Below are 19,546 nucleotides of genomic sequence, written 5' to 3' on the forward strand. Positions count from 1 at the left end.
ACTAAGGGTGAGTTGTAAGTTAAAGTAGCTAATAGATGTATGAATGCCATTCATTGTCATTCCTGATACGCTTGCATCACCGCTTACAAGTCGTCTATGATGATGCCGTAGCTATCGATAATAGCCATTCGCAGTACGGATTCATTAGCAGTACTGATTAAAAATAATGCAGCACCACTCAATCTTGTCGGGGTGCTTTGCTTTTAACCTTGTAACGATTGTTAAAACCATCGCTGAGACACACCCGTGAACCTGAAGCAGTTAGCACTGACGTAGGAAACAAGCATGACAGACCCTAAGCAGTCTATAAATAAGAGAAACCTCTACCTGATTCGCTGATCTGATAGCGCCTTACATGTTGAGATTTTGCCTTTCTTGTTTTGCCTTTTTTGTTTTATTTAAACAGCATCAGTCTGATTGTTTTCTATCATTAAAAAGGAAACAACCATGCAGCCGACCACCAAATTGACCCTTACCCTCGAATGGTTTTTGAACCCTGATCACCTGCCCTTTATCGCGGGTGTGACCACAGGCGCATATGAGCAGGCAGGGCTAGATATCACTATCATTGAGCCTGATGACCACTATGATGGCTTTGCTGAATTGCAAAACCAAAGTATCGATCTGCATGTGAATGAGCCGATTCATCTGTTTGAGCATTACGCGCCTAATCTGCGTGCGCTGGGCTGCTTTTTTGAGACTGACGGCGGCATATTGATGCAGCAATCCAGCATGGATAAGCTAAAAAACAATCAACCGATTCGCATCTGTACCCCTGCTGCTGAAGAAAAAACCAATCGTATTGGCTTTGAGATATTAGCCCGCTATGCCAAGAAAAATGGCTTTACTATCAGTCGTGACAATGTGAGCTTTGTACAAAAAGACTTTTATCATATAAAAAACCTGCAAGAAGACTCAAGCCTCGATGGTGCATGGCTGTGCTTTTATAACTTTGAAGGGGTTGAGGCGACTCATGAAGGGCTAGACTTTACGTTTATCGATCAGCATCTGTCACCTTATCCGAACTTTTCGGCGTTAGAAATTCTCACGACGGATGATATCTATACCGCGAAAAAAGACGCGATAGATACTTTCATCCAAGTGACCAACCAGATGACAGAGCTGTGTAAAAATGATCCAGAGACTGCCCACCATATGTATTACAACTATAGTAAAACTGAGGCGGATACGCTGATGGATGCCATCATTGATAATACGCTGAGCAGATTGATCACACCAATCACGCCTGATGCAGATAAATGGCAAGAGCTACGCGAGATGCTAGCCGAGATTGATATCGTGACGTTGACGGATGAGCAGTATCAATCGCTGTGGGCGCTGTAGGAATTTTAAAAGTTAAGAGATTTTGAATGATAAAAAACCGCCGTAGATTTCTGTGGCGGTTTTTTAGGTTTTGAATTAAATTAATATAAGAAGCTGATATCCATCTCTATTGGGCTTTGGCGGATGAACTTGAGCGTGATTGGTGCGGTGTCATCAATTGCAAGGTTGCTTAAAGGCGCGCGTTGTCCGACAGTGAGATGGTTCATGGTATTCCTTAACGTTGAGTATGCCTCTTTACCGCAACAATAGTCTGCCAAGTAAGTATGACAAACAATATATAAAATAATAAGCTTGTAAATTCGAGACCCTCTCTACCCTGTAAGAATCTACTAAAAGGTAAAAAACTTTCTGCAATACTATTTGCTCTGACAGATAGAGTATTAAAATCACGATTCCAAAAATACTCGTTTTCAACAAAAAATCTATTGTGCCAATCAATAATTTCTGAGTAAATCACAACACTGATTACTAACCAAATTATGGGTAAAATATAATTACCACCAAAATTTGAAGCCCATCTATTGAAAAAAAGTATAAAGCGATTAAACCATTCCCCACCTTTAATTTTCAGCTCTCTTCTATAAGCCTTCATTTCTTCGATAAAGAACCTGTTTGCCTCAATTTTATTGCCTGCATCATCAAATGAGTTTTTTATAATTCTAAATGTTTCGCGATTTGTGTTTATTGGACTAATATAAACATTAAGAAAGTTAGGTGTATCTTTTAAGTTAGTTTTTGAGAAGTCTAATCCAGAATTAAATTTAACTCCTCTAAAACTAGAGAAGTCCATAAAAGTAACATATTTGAAAACTGTTAAGAATTTTTCATTATCCTTTTCCACTTCATTTCCAAAATTTACATTTTCAAATCCAGCAAAATCACTGAATATACACTTATCAAATTTTGCTTGTATAAACCTACTTCCAAATATATCAAAAATTTTAGTGACGTTAGAGTTTTCAAAATTAAAAATATCAATATTTTTATTCTTAATTTCTAATTTTGATTTAAAATTTGTATCTATTATTTTAAGCTCTTTAATGTTGGAACTGCCTGCTTTATACTTATAATCATGCATTTCAACTTCATTAAAATATTTGTCATCAAAACCATTTATTTTGAAATCAGTTTCAAAACTGCAATTAGATATTATTAATTTATTAAAACTATGACAATTTCTTATTCTTAAAAATTCGCTTTTACTGGTAGATAAAGCTACAAGAGCGCTCTTTTTTTTAATAGAATCTAAAATATTAGGAAAGCTAAAAAGGTTTTTTTTAAAATTTAAATTTTGGATATCTACATCTTTTAAAAAGTCACACTCAAAAAATACATTGCATAACTCTTGTTTATTATCATCTGAAGCAGATAAATAAACATTATTATGGAAATTACAACTTATATAACGGTACTTTTCACCAAAGCCATTCTTATAGAACGGAGTAATATAAATGTCTTTTATAAAATCACATAATTCAAAGTACATATTATCATTTGTACTGAGTCGACTTGAATCGAACTTACAGTTGATAAAATCTATTCTACCTAGTCTATATAGTACCTCCTTAGTTTCACTAGTTACATAAATTAGATTGTCGTCTTTCGGAAAGTGAATATCCTTAATACTTATACTAATAGATTTCAATCTATCACCTAAACTACTAGAAACACCTGAATACTCCCCTATGCCCAAATAGACTTTCAGATCATTAATATCCTTATCAAGAGCCTCAGCTTCGTACTGATTTTCACACTCTGATCGTAACTTTTCAAGTTGAATAAAAACCTCTTCTGATATATAACTTTCCAGTAATTCATAGAATTTCAGCAAATAACAATGAAAATTATTTGTATTTTTATCTTTAAGACTTAGTTGATATTTATCAAGTAAATCCGAAGCCTTATTAGAGAAAATAACAGAATTACTTTGCATATGTTTAAACTCTTTACTAAATTTATATTTCTCTAAAACTAAAACTAAAACTTAATATAGCTAATACTATTAGACTGGATAGAGTCTATAATATCCAACAGTTAAGGCATGTTTTGGTTTTGCACCTCGATGCCAACCTACCCTATACTTTCTTACTTAGGTCACTCTTATTGTTCTTGCGCGAGGGACGAGCGCCGAGCTAAGTCGTTAAAGAACACTGCCCCATGCATCGCATATTTCTATGGTGTAAAGAACTTCGATGCTGAGGCCATGCTCTTTAAGCTTTTGCTTTTTTTACAACGCTTTAAGCTCCTCCATCTGCCCCGCCATAGTCTTAATCTGACCTTCTAGCTCAGCCAGTTTCGTCTTCTCAGCATCGACTACTTCGGCTGGCGCTTTACTCACAAAGCCTCCAATACTTATCTTACACCTTTTTTAGGTATAAAGTAGCTTGTGAAAAATACGAAATTTACCAATATTCTGGCTTTAGAATTGGTTTTTTCTTGGTAGGTACTTTATTGGGTAAGCGGCTGTCTGCCAGTTCATCATCGGTAATATACGAGCGTGTCCAGTCAGCATATTGGCTGAGGCTTTGGTTTTTTGGACGACGGCTATCTTTTCTTATGGGAATGATGACACCGATAGTAACAGCGTCGCCCAGATCTTCTCTCAGTGCTCTAAGCGCAGGCTCAAGATCGGTATCATTCGAGACAAAGACCACTTGTTGTGCCTTATTCTGTATCGCATCTCGATAGGCAGTCAATGCAATATTGACATCCGTCTGCTTTTCTTCTAAGCGCCACACTTCAACACGGTCGCTTTTGTCAGGGGGTTGTTTGTATTTGAGCATATTACCTTTTTCAAACGCATAGTACCCTTTTATGATTTTTATATGATTAGGATACTTTGTTTGCAAGGCCCGATGATAAGCGTGCTGTGCTTGCTGAGCGTTTGCACCCATCGTGGATACTTTTGATTTAATATCTGCGGTAAAGAAATATACGGTGTCAACAACAGCGTTTGGATCTTGTGTATGAATGATACGATTGGCGAATAGATGGTATAGGTCCAGCCATTTGTCATTACTGTGCTTTAGACAGCCATAAAATAGATTATAGCCATCAATATATACATTGGTTTTCAAATTTAACCGCCTAACTTTTTTGTCGATATAAAAAAACCGCTACAGCATGACACTGTAACGGTTTTTTTGCCCTATGCAAGCTAAAAACTTAATTTTAGATACTAAGGGTGAGTTGTAAGTTTATTATATCTACCCCAAAGGTATTATGCAAATATATTTGGTACGTTTATTTGCAATGAAATTACTAAGTTACAACGCTTTCAACTGCTCCATCTGCGCTGTCATCGCCGTCAACTGCCCTTCTAGCTCAGCCAGTTTCGCTTTCTCCGCATCGACCACTGCCGCAGGCGCTTTACTGACAAAGCCTTCATTGCTCAGCTTACGCGAGATACCTTCGGCTTGCTTTTGTAGCTTATCAAAAGATTTACCCAGACGTTTTAGTTCAGCGGTTGGGTCAATCAGCCCTTTCATGGGTACAAGGACGCGTAGCTGACCAACCATACTCGATGAGGATAGTGGCACCTCATCACCGTCTTTTAGAATCGTTAAGCTCTCCACTTTCGCTAATGCCTTAAATTGATTGGCAATACGCGATAGACGCTGCTCTTCTTCACTAGAGATATTTTGTAGTAGCACAGGCAAGCGCACCGCGTTACCGAGTTTCATCTCACCTCTGATATTACGGACGCTAGCGATCAGCTCTTGTAGCCAGTCCATATCGGACTCGATTTGCTCGCTAATCAGCGCGCTATCGGTTTGCGGATAATCAGCGATGACGATGCTGTCGGTGTTTTTGCGATTTAGCAGCGGCGCGATAGTTTGCCAAATTTCCTCGGTCAGATACGGCATGATCGGATGGGTAAAGCGCATGGAGCTCTCAAGCACATGTAGCAGTACGTAGCGGATTTGCGCTTTACGCTCGTCTGTCACTGAGTCATCATTGAGGCTGGCTTTGGCAAGCTCAACGTACCAGTCGCAGTACTCGTTCCAGATAAACTCATAGATATCATGACTGACCATATCGAGGCGATACTGGTTAAAGTGCTGATGGATATTTTGGACGCTAGAATTTAGACGACTCATAATCCATTTTTCGGGTAGCTCCCACACCTCAGGCTTTGCGCTTTGGTCGATAGGCAGCGCGCTGCCCTCTTTATCGACACAGTTCATCAGTACAAAACGGCTGGCGTTCCAGATTTTGTTACAGAAGTTACGATAGCCCTCAACGCGTTTTAGATCGAAGTTAATGTCACGGCCCGTGCTCGCCAAGGAGGTAAAGGTAAAGCGTAGCGCGTCCGTACCGTAAGCCGCGATGCCTTCAGGGAACTCTTTACGCGTTTGCTTCTCAATCTTGGCGGCGTCTTTTGGGTTCATCATATTGCTGGTACGCTTTTCTACTAGCGTTTCCAAATCGATACCATCGATGATATCGATTGGGTCGAGCACGTTGCCCTTGGATTTGGACATTTTCTGCCCTTGGCCATCACGGACGAGACCATGGACATAGACCGTCTTAAACGGTACTTGCGGGCTGCCGTCGTCGTTTTTGACAAAATGCATGGTCAGCATAATCATGCGCGCCACCCAAAAGAAAATGATGTCAAAACCGGTGACGAGCACACTGGTGGGGTGGAAAGTCTCTAGCACGCGCGGATCAGCACTAGGATCTGACCAGTCAAGCGTACTAAACGTCCATAGACCCGAGCTGAACCATGTATCGAGCACATCATCATCTTGGCGCAGTTTGATATCATTGCTTAGGTTGTATTTAGTGCGAACTTCGGCCTCATCACGTGCGACATAAATCTCACCTGTCACATCGTCATACCAAGCCGGAATACGATGTCCCCACCACAGCTGGCGACTGATACACCAGTCTTGCAGGTCGGTCATCCACGCCATATACATATTTTTATACTGCGCGGGGACGAACTCAATATCGCCATTCTCGACCGCATCAATCGCGGGACCAGCCAGCTTATTGACCGCTACATACCATTGATCGGTCAGCCACGGCTCGACGATGACGCCGCTACGATCGCCGCGCGGCGCTTTAAGCTCGTAGTCTTCAATACTATCTAGCCAGCCCTCTTCTTGCGCTTGTGCCACCATCTTGACACGGGCGGTAAAGCGCTCAAGACCTGCGTAGCTATCACCTGCGTGGTCGCTTGGCGTTGTCTCCAAGTTAGGCTCACGCGTTTGCAAATCAGGGTAGATTTCCATCTGTGGCAAGATATTGGCATGGGCATCCAATACATTAATCAGCGGCAGCTCATGACGACGGCCTAATTCGTAGTCATTAAAATCGTGGGCAGGGGTGATTTTTACGCAGCCGGTACCAAACTCAATATCGACATAATCGTCGGCGACGATAGGAACGATGCGCCCTGTGATTGGCAAAGTAATGGTCTTGCCCACTAAATGTGCGTAACGCTCATCGCTCGGATTGACCGCGACAGCGGTATCGCCAAGGAGCGTTTCAGGACGAGTGGTGGCAACGACTAGATAGTTTTTGCCATCTTGGGTCGTTAGGTCTTTATCCGTGAAATGATAGCGAAAATGCCAAAGGTTACCTTTTTCATCATGGTTTTCGACTTCAAGATCTGACAGCGCGGTTTGGAACTTGGGGTCCCAATTGACCAAACGCTTACCGCGGTAGATAAGACCTTCGTCAAACAGACGTACGAATACTTCTTTGACCGCATTGGACAGACCGTCATCCATGGTAAAACGCTCACGCGACCAGTCGACTGAGCTGCCAAGCCTACGAATCTGAGTCGTAATATTATCGCCCGACTCTTCCTTCCACTCCCAAATTTTATCGATAAAAGCATCGCGGCCTAGATCATGGCGACGGATACCCTCAGCGTTGAGACGACGCTCAACCACCATTTGCGTGGCGATACCGGCATGATCCGTACCCGGTTGCCACAGCGTATTGTCGCCATCCATGCGGTGATAACGTGTGAGCGCATCCATGATTGCGTTGTTAAACCCATGTCCCATATGCAGCGAGCCCGTGACATTTGGCGGTGGCAAGGCAATCGAGAAAGAGTCATCTTTATCAAACGTCGGCTGAAAATAGCCGCTTTCTTCCCAGCCTTGATACATGCCTGCCTCTACTGCGCTTGGGTTATAAGCGTTCTCTAATTGGCTTAGCGCGGCTTGGATAGACTGGGTTAGGTTGGTGTTAGTGTTAGTATTAGAATTGCTCATAGTGGCCTGGTCTTTTATTAATAATGAAGGTAAAAAATAGGTATAAATATAGGGTTAATAACGAATAGAGTGATTTTAACGCAGATAGGTTTATTTTGTTAGCGTTAAGGTGATTTATCGGCGCAGATTTCAGCGCTATTATTAATTCTTATTAAACAATCAACAACAGCAATCCGTCTAATTCTAAATATAATGGAGCATATCACTTTTACCGCAACGGCTTAATACTAAAATAATGACACTAAAAGATTAACACTGAGATATTAAGAATGAAGCACATTGAACATTAAGTATATTCACAATACTGTTACTATCCATACAAAATAGCGAGCCTGCCGTGCCCCAAAATAACGACAAATCCCAAGACGTAGCAAACGACACTTTAGATGCTCAAAGTCAGCACGATATACAAAGAAACAGTATAGACTCTGATACGGTAGCGACCGATAAAGAGCCTCTAGAAGCTAGCGAAGACAAAGTTAATGATGACGTCGATGGCAGCGTCAAAGATGATGATGCTAATACTGACAAAGAAAATTCGTCACAGGATGTCGACGCTAGCGCGCCTAGCAGTGATGTCACCGAAAACCTCAGCGATGAAGACTTCCCAGAAGAGTTCACTGAGGAAGAAAAAGAAACTATCAAAAAAGTCGCCAGCGACGACAACTTAAGTAAAGCCAAAAGCTCAGCGAGTATCTTAGTCGAGCAGTTCATCGATGCCAAAGAAACTTTTGGCCGCTCCTTAGGCTCATTGTTTACCAGTGCCTTTACTGCGGGGCTGGAAATTGGCATTAGCTTCTTTGTGATTTTGTCTGCCTTTGCCCTACTCAAGGGTGTCGTACCGGATGACTACGCTATGGTACTGTCCTCCTTACTGTATCCGATTGGCTTTATCATCGTGGTCATTGGGCAGTCATTATTATTTACTGAGCAAACCTCTTTATTAAGCCTGCCTGTCCTGAATAAGATTGAGCCTTTGCATAAATTGCTACGACTTTGGGGCATCGTTATCGCGGGTAATGTCGTCGGCGGTTGTCTGTTTGCCGCTTTGATGATTGGCCTAGGTCTTAATATGGATCTATTTACCGTAAGCGCTATCAATGCTTATGCCGAGCACATTTTAGGCTTTGAGTGGTGGGTAATCTTTGGCAGCGCAGTACTCGCCGGCTGGATGATGGGCATTGCCGCCTGGCTTGTGACCTCCGCGCGCGATACCATTAGTCGCATCGTCCTTGTGACACTGATCACAGGGAGTATTGGCTTTTTGGGGCTGCATCACAGCATCGTTGGCAATATCGAAGTATTCGCCGCCTTAATGTACGGCACTACTGTGGGTATATTAGATTATTTACTATTTTTGGCAGTCGTATTAGCTGGTAATACTGTTGGCGGTGTGGTGTTTGTGGCGGTGCTTAAAAACCGTACCTTCTTGTTTGATGTGGCTAAAGTTCGCGAAGAAAGTGCTGAGGATAAGTCTAACAAGTTAGCAAGGCTTAACGGTCGCAAGCGTTAAAAGTGTCTGGCACTTGCTTAAAGGGACTGATGCTAACCGTTACTTATAGAAAATCTCATGACCAGTACTATCGCTTGGTCATGAGATTTTTATTTTACCTTGTCTCGATCATTTATTGCTTAGGCATAAGCTGCTTGTTGCTTTTTGGCTTTACCACTGAATACCTTGACCAAGATACCGGCGGTGAAGAACATAATCAGCGTATAGATCGCTGGCGTCATCGACATATCATAGTTAGACAATAGCGTCAGCGCCATAAAGATCGACAGCGTACTGTTTTGTAGTCCCACTTCCATAGTAATCGAGGTTCTTTGCGCTAAGTTTAAGCCTAATAGCTTACTGGAGAAGTAGCCAAGTGCCATAGTGACTAGATTGAGAATTAACGAAACAGGCCCTGTATTCACAAAAGCGTCAACGATAATATCGCGTTGCACATAGCTCAAAAACACCACGAGCATCGCCAAAAATGTTACCCCAAATCTAGAAACCAGCACTTGCGAGCTGTCGGCAAGTTTTGGCTTATAGCGTTTAATTATCATACCAATACTAATAGGCAGAATAGTAATCACAAAGAGTGAAATCATAGTTTTGGCAATAGGTAGCTGAAATTCAGTACCTGCACCCATAAAGTAAACCAGCGAAAAGCTCAGTACGATAGGAATGGTAAAGACAGTAATAACGCTAGCAATGGCGGTCATAGTCACTGATAACGCCACATCGCCTTTGGCCAAAAAAGTGAACAGATTGGAGGTGGTGCCGCCCGGACATAGCACTAGTAACATGACGCCTACTGCATATTCAGGACGTAGCGGCATAATATTGGCAAGGGCAAAGCCGATAAGCGGTAGCATAATAAGCTGATTGGCTAAACCTATACTCACCGCTTTAGGGAATTTTACTACGCGTTTGAAGTCATTTACGACCAAGGTCAGACCCATGCCCATCATAATCAAAAATAGACAAATGGGAATGACGACTGAATTGACAAAGGTGACTAGCTGAACACTTTCCATAACTACTTCCATGTAGTGAAGACCTATTTAGGCCGAAAAATAACGTTATAAATGAGTATAACGGTACAAGCATAAACTCATTGCTCAGTTTCGACTACTTACCAGTCAACAATAGGCTTTTGTTTTTTAATAATAAAAACGAGGGTATGATTAGACAGTAGTTGTCGCAGATAAGAGGTTTGGTTTGAGCTGTAATTTATATATGAGATGACTGATAATAGTAGATAGTCATTTGAGATTATCGCTGCTGATGACCGCCGTACCGTAAGCAATCGCTTCGACCATACTGCCGAGCTGATTGACATTCGTAACCTCTAAGCGCAGACCATAGACGTGATTATAGCCTTTGCTATGCGCTTGGGTACGCATACGCACGAGCGCTTCCCGGCGAGCTCGGTCGAGTAGTGTCTCGTAAGTGGTTAAGTTTTTGCCAAATAAGCTCAGCACTTTGGCGATGACCATTTTGAAGTAGTCTTGCGCGATGACCACGCTGCCAAGCACAAGCTCGCCTTCACTATCCGCTTGTAACTTGGGGCGATAAAAACGCTCACTTGAGACGATAATATGACTCAGCTCTTTTTCTGCTACTGATAAACGTCCTAAATGCTGGCGCTCATGGCGCGTACCAAAGAACCAGCCGACGACAAACAAAATCAGTAGCGGCGCATAGTTGATCAGCATTTGCGTTAAAGAGTTATTCATAACCCATCTCTAGTGATAAAAGTCTGACAGCTTAGCGGTATGACTTAATTGTATGAAAAGGCACTACTCACCAAAAGGATTAAAGCGTGGTAAGTCATCTGCAGGAGGGTTGGTTGCTGTTGGCTGGCCTTGGTTATTAGGCGCTTGATAAGACTGATAACCCGTATCGCTAGGATACGGATTGGATGATGGCTGCTCCTCGGGTACTGCTTTGATGGCAGTGCCGTAGACAAATAGCTCAGAGGCGCCTTGGGCGATACTAGACGTCGAAAACCGTAGTCCGACTATAGCATCAGCGCCCAACGCTTCAGCTTTGACCACCATACGATCTATCGCTTCTTGGCGCGACTCTTCTAGTAGCTCAGTATAAGCGGTCAGCTCGCCGCCAACGATGTTTTTTAGACCCGAAAATAAGTCTTTACCGACATGCTTTGAGCGCACGGTACTACCATAGACGACATCTAAGCGCTCAGTAATACGATAGCCTGGTAAATGCTCAAGGTTGGAGAGTTGCACGGTCATGGAATAGCCCTGTTAATCATTGGTATGAAATAATAAAAACAGCTCAGTCAAATTACCTTCGATACTATTGGCCATTTGCGCCATTTTCTTATCATCGCTGCGCATTTGTGTCAGCTCTTCATCTTCATCGTCGATGCCGCTGAATACGACCATAGGCAAGGTTAAAACAGCGACATCTTCAGCTGTCTCTTCGTTCTCAAACCAGTCCTCAGCTTCATCAGCATACATCGCATCGACAAACCCTATCGACCAAGCGACGATATCTGACTCCTCAGAGAAGTCCATCGCCGTGTCTTCATCCTGCGCATCTTCGTTAAATGGCAGCTCAATGGGCTGCTCATTTTTGAGCTCAGCGAGGATAGCTTGACGCCAGCGTTTTACGCCATCTACTACGTTCTCTGGTAGTTTGTCCGCTTGACCATCAAATAGCGCATCCAACCAGTTAGGCAGTGGACGACCGATCACCGTAGCGGTCAAAAACCCATGGGTGGCGATACTATCGAGCACGTAGAGGCTCTCTTGGTTATCCAAAAAATCTAGTAATTGATCAAAGCTCAATGGGTTGCTACTCATGGCGCGCTTCCTTGTCGTTTGGCTGCCGAATTTTAACGCTATTACTCGATTAGGAGGTTCTATATTAAGAGGTATCCGCTTAGCACGACTAGCGTTGTCTTATGTTAGCTCAGTGTGTTGCCCTTTTAGCAAAGGGCGCGAGAGCTAGACCTCGTCATCATCCCAGTCGTCGTCCCAGTCGTCGTCGAGATCATCATCGCCATCATCTTCTAAGTCGTCTTTTAGCGCTTTTGCTAGACGCTTTTCTTCTAATAAATTATCAATGAGACGACGCTTCTCTAAACTGCTCAGGCGCGTACGGACACTGGTCTCAGCCTCTTCTACCATCTTTGCATCGTCGTCATCGGCAAATTCATCATCAAAATCATCAATATCAGGATCACTCATGACAAACTCCTATTATTTGTACCAAAAATTCAAAATCATTCAATTTATATATGCCTTATAAAGTCTCTAAAGTGTCTTGTCAATGCTTTTCGTCATTAAGCGCATTTTATCTTGGTACTGATTCGGTACTGATTTTTATTCTCTAGGCGATTTAAGCTTCACTTTCTGTCATCAGCACTGAGTTGCGCACATCGGCTAAGCGCTGCATCATAGCGTCATTACCTCCATCAAATATCGCACATTCACGCTCATAGACTGTAGTTGGGCGCTTGACGCTTTGTACCTGCACGTAGCTTGCGATCTGTTTTAGACCTACTTGAGGCAGTAATATAAGCATCTGCTCTTTTTTGCCGACGCTCGCGAGCAGCTGAGTCATCGCTTCTGCTCGCGCTTCATCACTGACGCCTACTTTTGCCGGTAGCGCAAAGCGAGACAGCTCAATATGCTTATCATGAATGATTTTATTAAGCATCAAATACAGCTTGCCTAGCATGACTCCGGCCAGTGCTACTTTTGCGTGGCTATTATCTGCTTTGAGCACCGCTATAGCGCCATTTTCATCAAAGTGCGGCTCATTGACCGCGCTAATTCCTATTAATAAAGGCTGCTTTAACAGTTCAGTCAAAGCTTGCTGCAGGAGCTGAGTACATAAGGCTAGATAAGGCACACGCGTCTCTGGCGCTAAAAGCTCGAGCATGTTGTACTCGTCATGAAAGCTAATATGTACACTTACCGTCTCAAGGGTGCGAGAAGAAGATAAACTAGAGCCCTGCGCGCTAGGTTTAGCCGCATCATACCCTTTGGCGCTTGCCATATCAGTTGTATGACTTTGAGTGGTATCCGCGTCATGCTGCGCTTGGTCCGGTCTAGAAGCGCGCGCCGCGCTCGCATTACTTTGAGCGGCACTGCTGCTGGCTGAGTGAGTATCGGTTGAGTGTGTGTCCGCTGATTGCTGAGACTTGAGATAAGCATTTAGCTCACTATGTATAGTAGCCGTATTGACTGCGGCGGCTTTAGTATTTGCTGACGCACTAGCGCTGTCATCAAGCGCGGCTTGCGCATAAGCCTCAGTCTCGCTTTGCTGACTGATCTCATCAGGATAACGGCTATGAGCCTGCGCTCGGCGCGCATACTGCTCACGATGCACATCTTCTATATCTTGACTTAGCGCGCTGATCTGCTCTTTTGTCGGCCGCGCAACATAGCTATAGACCAATAATAGCAATAAATGCAAAATCATCGAGCCAATCACAAACGGCCACTGCATGGTGATAATCTCACCTTTGCTGATGTCCTTTAAGGTGAGCGCGACGCTACCGATCACCGCATCGCCATTAGTCGCTATTTGGCTAATCGTATTGCCTTGTTGCATAGGCGCATTACCTACGGGCACTAACACCTCATCGTTGTTATCTTTAATGACCAATCGCGTGACATCTTGCTCACTAGTATAGCGATTGGCGATAACGCTCAGGCTGACCCGGTCTTGATTCTCTAAAGACAAGCGCGCCTCATCGATAAGCTGAGCGACCATCTGCTCGCCTTTTAGCTGACGACTGTTGCTCAACTGCTGATCAGTACTAATGACTAACAGTAAGGTTTGCAAACAAAAACTAATCAAGATTATGATGGCAAACAATCCTTGCCGCGGCGCTAAATAAGTCATGGTAGAGTAAACTTTTTTATAAGAAAGAATGAAAAAACGACACTGTCTATCGTTTTGTGATCGTTTTAGGAAAAGCATAAGGTCAAGTAGCGGCTAACGGCTCTATAGATAAGCTAACTGGTGCTTGGCAAGCTCAGTTTTATCGCCGAACGCTAACGCGCTTATAGCTACTATATCATCATCACGGCTATCATAGTTTATGGCGATAATAAATTTAATGCTCTAAGGTTTAAGCCTAAACTTTCATCCATTTTGCTGTCGTTAAATTAGCGAGCTATTTAGCGCTATTGGCCACCTTTGCGTCTGCCATGAGGCTTTTTTGCATGCTAGATAGTTTGTGCCTCACATATAGGCTTAGCGTACTAAAGCTGTTATTATTCCTAATCTTATCTGTGCATACAAGGGACAATTTAGCCATGCCAAAAAATACGCCTTACTCGTTACCAAAAGACAGCAAAGCATGGCAACAAGCCGTCGATTCTGTCGCCGCGCTGCTACCTAGTGGCACAAGCTTGAGCGACTTTGATGCCTTGCAGTCGCTACCGGTGTTTGCTTTGATTGTGGTGCTACCCGCCCATGTGCCGGCGCTAGATATCCATAACTATGTACAATCTTGGGTGGATGAGCAGCCAAGTTGGCATTTGGTCACGGTAGCCGAAGATGCTGAGGCGAACTTTATTGAGGTTGATGTCAATGTCGCCACAAGCGACGCCGCTGCTAATGCTCAAACACAAGACACCACCCAATCGGCGTTTGTCCCTGCACAAGTGTTCCGCTATCTGCTAGTACCGGCGACAGATACCTTAATGCATCCGGCCAAAAAGGTGGCCGCAGCGCATATTATCGACGATCAGTTAACGACTCGTCTGCGTCGTGACTTGGCTCAGCACTATACTGATAATCAAAGTACGGGCAATCAAAGCACTGATAATCAAAGTACAGGCAATCAAAGTTCAGAAAATGAAAGTACGGACAACGAAAGTACGGGCAACGAAGTCACGCCAAGCTTAGATAGCGAGAATTTAGTCGACTGTCATATCTTATCTATCGGTCACATGCTACGCACGCACAAGTTGGCTTGTTTTGACATGGACTCCACGCTCATTGAACAAGAAGTCATCGTTGAGCTGGCCAAAACTGCAGGTATTGGAGCAGAAGTTGAGGCCATCACTGAGGCGGCTATGCGCGGTGAGATCGATTTTGATGAGTCTTTTGCCAGACGAGTCGCACTGCTTGAAGGCATTCCAACGACAGTGCTCGATGAGATTTGTGCGCGTCTGAAGATCTCTACCGGCGCTCATACTACAATCACTGCGCTAAAGGCTCTTGGCTATCATACGATACTCGTCTCAGGCGGCTTTACCTACTTCGCTGATTATGTCGCTGAGCGCCTCGGTATCGATGAGGTGCATGCCAACTTTTTGGATATAGAAGAAGGCGAAGTCACCGGGCATATTCAATTGCCTATCGTCAATGGTGATAAAAAAGCGGCCATCGTTCAGCAGACCGCTGAGCGCTTAGGTATTGAGATGACGCAAGTGGTCTGTGTGGGTGATGGCGCTAATGATTTACCGATGATGGCGCTTGCCGATTTAGGCGTCGCCTATAACGCTAAGCCTATCGTCCAAGCCCGCGCCGATGCTGCAGTCAATGTCACCGGACTAGAAGGCGTACTCTACGCGCTTGGCTATCCTGAACTATCGCCGGTGTCCTAAGTCTACTAAGTATAAAATGGGGCAAGTCCTTTTATCGTCCATTTAGCTCGTCACGCTCGGCCAACATCAGCACTTGGCTTAGCGTATGAGCATTTTTGTAGTTTGTAGTTTGTAGATCGCAGTCGCAGTACCTCGGACGCTAAATGCCGCCTCCGTAAGTGTATCAATCCTCTTTAGTTGTTTCATTGTTATAAGGAATGTCAATAATGACATCACCCTCACCGCGGCCAAATACGCCGCCCACCCATCGGCCTAACGCCTCTTCCCTTGATAAATCAGCTCAACCTAAGTCGCTCTTTGGTGTCTACATAAAGGGCATGGCCATGGGCGCCGCTGACATCGTTCCTGGCGTCTCGGGCGGTACTATCGCTTTAATCGCGGGTATTTATCAGCGCCTAATCAACGCTTTGGGTAGTATTGGGCCGAGTCTTTGGCAAGTGTTTCGTACTGATGGCGGCATCAAAGGCTTGCTTGCCGTCTGGCGACAAGTTGATGCGACTTTTTTATTGGTTTTGCTATTAGGTATCGTGACTAGCTTTGCCACTTTAGCCGGCATGATTAAGTACTTACTAGACAATCAACCTTTACTTATTTGGTCGTTTTTCTTCGGCTTAGTTGTCGCTACTGTCGTGATCTTATTGAGCGAGATTAAGCGCTGGACGGCGGCGCGCGCAAGCTTATTTATCGCAGGATTACTCATTGCAGTCTTTATTAGCCAGTTACCGATATCTTCTGCTACGCCAAGCTTGCCGTACTTGTTTTTTGCCGGAGCGATTGCGATTTGTGCGATGATTCTGCCTGGTATTTCAGGCTCATTTATCTTACTGCTCATGGGCGCTTATGATGCGGTGCTAGAAGCGGTAGATACCTTTAATTTGACCGTTATTTTTACCTTAATGGCAGGCATGCTGACGGGATTGCTACTCTTTACCCGACTGCTAAAATGGCTATTATCAAAGTATTATCAAGCGACTCTAGCTTTATTAACAGGCTTTATCGCCGGCTCTTTAGTCAAAGTTTGGCCATGGAAAGTGGATGCACTCGGTACGCTCAATAGCGAGGCGACTCATAATGTCATGCCTTGGCACTACCCGACTGGCGCGCAGTGGCTAACGACTGTAGGACTAATGATTCTAGGCGCAGTTCTAGTATCACTGCTGTCTTGGTGGGGACATCAAAGCAAACAAACCCGCGCTAACTTTTAATGATTAGTAATAAGTGATAAGCGATAAATAATAAGGATACAAAACCTAAAAAAACAGACGTCAACTGTTGTCGCAACCGCACTTTTCTCGCTTTAGCTTTTGTCTTTTTGCTTTCATAATAAGTCATTGGAATTCACCTTATGAATAGCGAGATGAATGATGTTATCGACTGTATTTTCTATGGCGAGTATTGAGACTTTAAGTGCGGCTGGCAATACGAGCGCTTTGTTGGGTTATGGTATATTAGCCAGTCTCATTGTCGCCATTAGCTTGTCTTCGCAGCGCTGGCTGCTATGGTATGTATTAGGCGGCGTCGCCTATTGGTTAGCTGTTGAGGTGATACATAGTGGACTGATGCTCTGGACCTCGCTCTCAGAGTGGCATGGCTATGTAGCGGCGATGGGAATCAGCTGGCTACCCTTATTTGCATGGGTATTGTATCGCGCCCTGCGTTTTGAGGACGTCAGTCAAGCGATGGAGCAAGAGCGCGCACTCGCAGCAGCCCGTTACGTCGAGCACTCGCCTATCTATGATGACTATCAGCCACGATTTGAGTGATACCTCTTTGTTTTTTTCGTTAAAAATGCGCCACTCTCCGGCGCATTTTTTATGGTCTTAAAAGTAGCCCTTAGCTTCAAAACTCTGCTTTTAACAGTATAACAACGAGCTATTGTTACACGATACTTAACGGTCTCTACGCAACTACTAATGAATTGTATTGGACGCATAAGTTATCATTTAAATATATGCTTATAGTGATAATTACTATAGAGTACGCTTTATTTTACTGACCCTTAGGAGTGTTATTATGTTTACTGTTCCTGTTTTAGATATCAAGTCCGATCCATTAGATGTATTGCTTGCAGTTGTCGGCTACCGCTTGTCCATGCTTGCTGATAGTGATAATGAAGAGTTTCAGCAGCTACTGGCGGATCGCCAAGTAGTCATCGAAATTGCTAGCGAAGAAGCAGACATCGCTCGTCATTTTAGTTTCGATAATGGTCAATTTGAGCAAAAAAGCGGCGCAGCTGAAAAAGCGGACCTGACCATCAAATTCAAAGACTCTATGACCGGTGTTAAGCTATTAACTAAAGGTAGCCTGCCGGCCTTTATGACCGCAGTGCAAGAAGGTAAGCTTAGCATTGAGGGCGATTATAGCTTGATGATGTGGTTCAATAAGCTTGCTAAGCATATCGTACCTACTATCCCAGAAGAGTGTGAGCCTTATATCAATAAAGCTAAGCCTTACGCTTATAAAGCCCAGCAGTTTGCACAGCATTGGGTAGGCGTCGCGAAGCATAAGCTTGGCAAATAACTCTAATAAATAGCGCCTAAACAGCTTTGTTTTCTCGCGCTAAGTATTTTAATTAAGGTTACGGTATACTAGATGCCGTGACCTTTTTTATGGCCTAATTTTAGAGGCTAACGTTCCATGTAAATTAAAGGATTAATGATGGCAGGATTACTTAGTATCTCAGAACCTACTGCGGTTAATGATAAAGCAGATGACATCAACGGTTTTGTCCCGGCTACTTCTGTACACTCGGCTAAAACCGCTGCTGATCTGGCAACCGACGCGACCCAAAATCAGGCTCGTCCTTCTGTTCAAAAGCGCAGCCGTGCCGAGATAGCAGCGCTATTTGACTTGCCATTTATGGATTTACTGCTTCAAGCGCAGAGTATCCATAGAGAGAACTTCACTGCCAATGAGGTACAAATTAGCACGCTACTGTCTATTAAGACCGGCAATTGTCCTGAGGACTGTGGCTATTGCTCGCAGTCAGGTCATCACCGTGATAAGACCCAACTGCAAGCCGAAAAACGCTTAGCAGTAGATAAAGTGCTTGCCGCTGCCAAACGCGCCAAAGCTAGCGGATCATCAAGGTTCTGTATGGGAGCGGCTTGGAAGCACCCTAGTCAAAAAGATATGCCCTACGTGATAGAGCTTATAAAAGAGGTCAAAGCGTTAGGGCTTGAGACTTGTATGACTCTGGGTATGCTCGATTCAGATCAGGCGAGCCAATTAGCTGATGCGGGGCTTGATTACTACAATCATAACCTCGATACTTCTAGAAGTTACTACGATCAAGTCGTCACTACCCGCAGCTATGATGACAGACTAGAGACTATCGATCATGTGCGTAATTCAGGCATTCATGTCTGTAGTGGTAACATCGTCGGCATGGGTGAGAGCCGTGATGATAGGATCGACTGGGTACATGAGCTGCTTAAGATGCCAAAAGCGCCGGAATCTATCCCGGTCAATTTATTAGTACCTATCAAAGGCACACCGCTCGGTGACAAGGTATTAAGCGAGGGCGAGCTGCCCGTACTGGAGTGGATTCGTACGATTGCGGTGACGCGTATCTGCTGCCCGAAGAGCTACGTGCGGCTATCAGCGGGACGTGAGAGCTTATCAGATAGCGAGCAAGCATTGGCGTTTATGGCGGGCGCCAATTCGTTTTTTTATGGTGATAAGCTATTAACCACAGGTAACGCCAGTCAAGCCAATGACAATCGATTGATGCAAGAGCTAGGTTTAACTGCGCAGATAGCAGCGCCTAGAGCGCCAAAAGTCGTCGCTGTTTTAGATGCGGCAAGCGGTCAGCGCTCCGAGGTGTTACTCACTGAGTAAGCCGCTTTGACATTAGTAAACATCAGCATAAAGCATCA

18 protein-coding genes are annotated in these 19,546 nt (G+C 44.0%); 7 read left to right on the forward strand and 11 right to left on the reverse strand.

Annotation, left to right across the window (positions count from 1 at the left end; all coding sequences use genetic code 11):
• Positions 1-447: 447 nt before the first annotated feature.
• Entirely contained in the window at positions 448-1,344 is an 897-nt protein-coding gene (locus JMY03_RS05665) for an ABC transporter substrate-binding protein (protein ID WP_201601813.1), read from the forward strand.
• An 80-nt stretch (positions 1,345-1,424) separates the two neighbouring features.
• On the opposite strand, the gene JMY03_RS13265 is transcribed toward JMY03_RS05665, so the two are convergent.
• The 5 genes from JMY03_RS13265 to JMY03_RS05685 all read right to left on the reverse strand — a co-directional run bounded on the left by JMY03_RS13265 (position 1,425) and on the right by JMY03_RS05685 (position 7,577).
• Positions 1,425-1,550, reverse strand: coding sequence for a hypothetical protein (locus JMY03_RS13265; RefSeq protein WP_265089604.1), 126 nt, complete (start codon positions 1,548-1,550; stop codon positions 1,425-1,427).
• Positions 1,551-1,558: 8 nt separating this feature from the next.
• A complete protein-coding gene (locus tag JMY03_RS05670) occupies positions 1,559-3,277 on the reverse strand; it encodes a hypothetical protein (protein ID WP_201601816.1) in 1,719 nt (572 codons plus the stop codon).
• A gap of 294 nt (positions 3,278-3,571) precedes the next feature.
• Positions 3,572-3,700 carry a hypothetical protein gene (locus JMY03_RS05675; RefSeq protein WP_227675520.1) on the reverse strand — a complete coding sequence of 43 codons (129 nt, stop codon included), beginning with the start codon at positions 3,698-3,700 and terminating at the stop codon, positions 3,572-3,574.
• Between the two features lie 46 nt (positions 3,701-3,746).
• On the reverse strand, positions 3,747-4,421 hold the full coding sequence (locus tag JMY03_RS05680; protein ID WP_201601821.1) for an NYN domain-containing protein: 675 nt from the start codon (positions 4,419-4,421) through the stop codon (positions 3,747-3,749).
• Between the two features lie 189 nt (positions 4,422-4,610).
• Positions 4,611-7,577: a valine--tRNA ligase gene (locus JMY03_RS05685; RefSeq protein WP_201601830.1), complete on the reverse strand. Its 2,967-nt coding sequence runs from the start codon at positions 7,575-7,577 to the stop codon at positions 4,611-4,613.
• 337 nt (positions 7,578-7,914) lie between these two features.
• Here JMY03_RS05685 and JMY03_RS05690 point away from each other — a divergent pair, with 337 nt between their 5' ends.
• Complete coding sequence (locus JMY03_RS05690) at positions 7,915-9,090, forward strand: formate/nitrite transporter family protein (RefSeq protein ID WP_227675494.1); 1,176 nt, start codon at positions 7,915-7,917, stop codon at positions 9,088-9,090.
• Between the two features lie 119 nt (positions 9,091-9,209).
• Here JMY03_RS05690 and JMY03_RS05695 read toward each other — a convergent pair whose 3' ends face one another.
• The 6 genes from JMY03_RS05695 to JMY03_RS05720 form a co-directional block, all read right to left on the reverse strand.
• Complete coding sequence (locus JMY03_RS05695) at positions 9,210-10,103, reverse strand: bile acid:sodium symporter family protein (RefSeq protein WP_201558939.1); 894 nt, start codon at positions 10,101-10,103, stop codon at positions 9,210-9,212.
• Positions 10,104-10,331: 228 nt separating this feature from the next.
• A complete protein-coding gene (locus tag JMY03_RS05700) occupies positions 10,332-10,805 on the reverse strand; it encodes a YbjQ family protein (RefSeq protein ID WP_201601833.1) in 474 nt (157 codons plus the stop codon).
• 63 nt (positions 10,806-10,868) lie between these two features.
• The gene (locus tag JMY03_RS05705; RefSeq protein ID WP_025644859.1) at positions 10,869-11,327 is read right to left on the reverse strand and encodes a YbjQ family protein; all 459 of its coding nucleotides are present in this window, start codon (positions 11,325-11,327) and stop codon (positions 10,869-10,871) included.
• Positions 11,328-11,339: 12 nt separating this feature from the next.
• The gene (locus JMY03_RS05710; RefSeq protein WP_084212609.1) at positions 11,340-11,900 is read right to left on the reverse strand and encodes a YecA/YgfB family protein; all 561 of its coding nucleotides are present in this window, start codon (positions 11,898-11,900) and stop codon (positions 11,340-11,342) included.
• 144 nt (positions 11,901-12,044) lie between these two features.
• Positions 12,045-12,287, reverse strand: coding sequence for a PA3496 family putative envelope integrity protein (locus JMY03_RS05715; protein ID WP_201558943.1), 243 nt, complete (start codon positions 12,285-12,287; stop codon positions 12,045-12,047).
• A 151-nt stretch (positions 12,288-12,438) separates the two neighbouring features.
• On the reverse strand, positions 12,439-13,953 hold the full coding sequence (locus tag JMY03_RS05720; protein ID WP_201601836.1) for a hypothetical protein: 1,515 nt from the start codon (positions 13,951-13,953) through the stop codon (positions 12,439-12,441).
• Between the two features lie 416 nt (positions 13,954-14,369).
• Here JMY03_RS05720 and serB point away from each other — a divergent pair, with 416 nt between their 5' ends.
• The 5 genes from serB (at position 14,370) to bioB (ending at position 19,508) form a co-directional block, all read left to right on the forward strand.
• The gene (serB, locus tag JMY03_RS05725; RefSeq protein WP_201601839.1) at positions 14,370-15,668 is read left to right on the forward strand and encodes a phosphoserine phosphatase SerB; all 1,299 of its coding nucleotides are present in this window, start codon (positions 14,370-14,372) and stop codon (positions 15,666-15,668) included.
• A 206-nt stretch (positions 15,669-15,874) separates the two neighbouring features.
• Positions 15,875-16,873, forward strand: a complete 999-nt coding sequence (locus JMY03_RS05730) for a DUF368 domain-containing protein (protein WP_390879951.1) — start codon at positions 15,875-15,877, stop codon at positions 16,871-16,873.
• A 156-nt stretch (positions 16,874-17,029) separates the two neighbouring features.
• Complete coding sequence (gene aciT, locus JMY03_RS05735; RefSeq protein WP_227675495.1) at positions 17,030-17,431, forward strand: AciT family ciprofloxacin tolerance protein; 402 nt, start codon at positions 17,030-17,032, stop codon at positions 17,429-17,431.
• A 250-nt stretch (positions 17,432-17,681) separates the two neighbouring features.
• Positions 17,682-18,188 (forward strand): SCP2 sterol-binding domain-containing protein, encoded by a 507-nt coding sequence (locus JMY03_RS05740; RefSeq protein ID WP_201601845.1) that lies wholly within the window; start codon positions 17,682-17,684, stop codon positions 18,186-18,188.
• Between the two features lie 138 nt (positions 18,189-18,326).
• Positions 18,327-19,508 (forward strand): biotin synthase BioB, encoded by a 1,182-nt coding sequence (bioB, locus tag JMY03_RS05745; RefSeq protein ID WP_201601847.1) that lies wholly within the window; start codon positions 18,327-18,329, stop codon positions 19,506-19,508.
• The last annotated feature ends 38 nt before the right edge of the window (positions 19,509-19,546 follow it).

It is taken from the genome of Psychrobacter submarinus (genome assembly GCF_904846685.1).
Lineage (GTDB): Bacteria > Pseudomonadota > Gammaproteobacteria > Pseudomonadales > Moraxellaceae > Psychrobacter > Psychrobacter submarinus.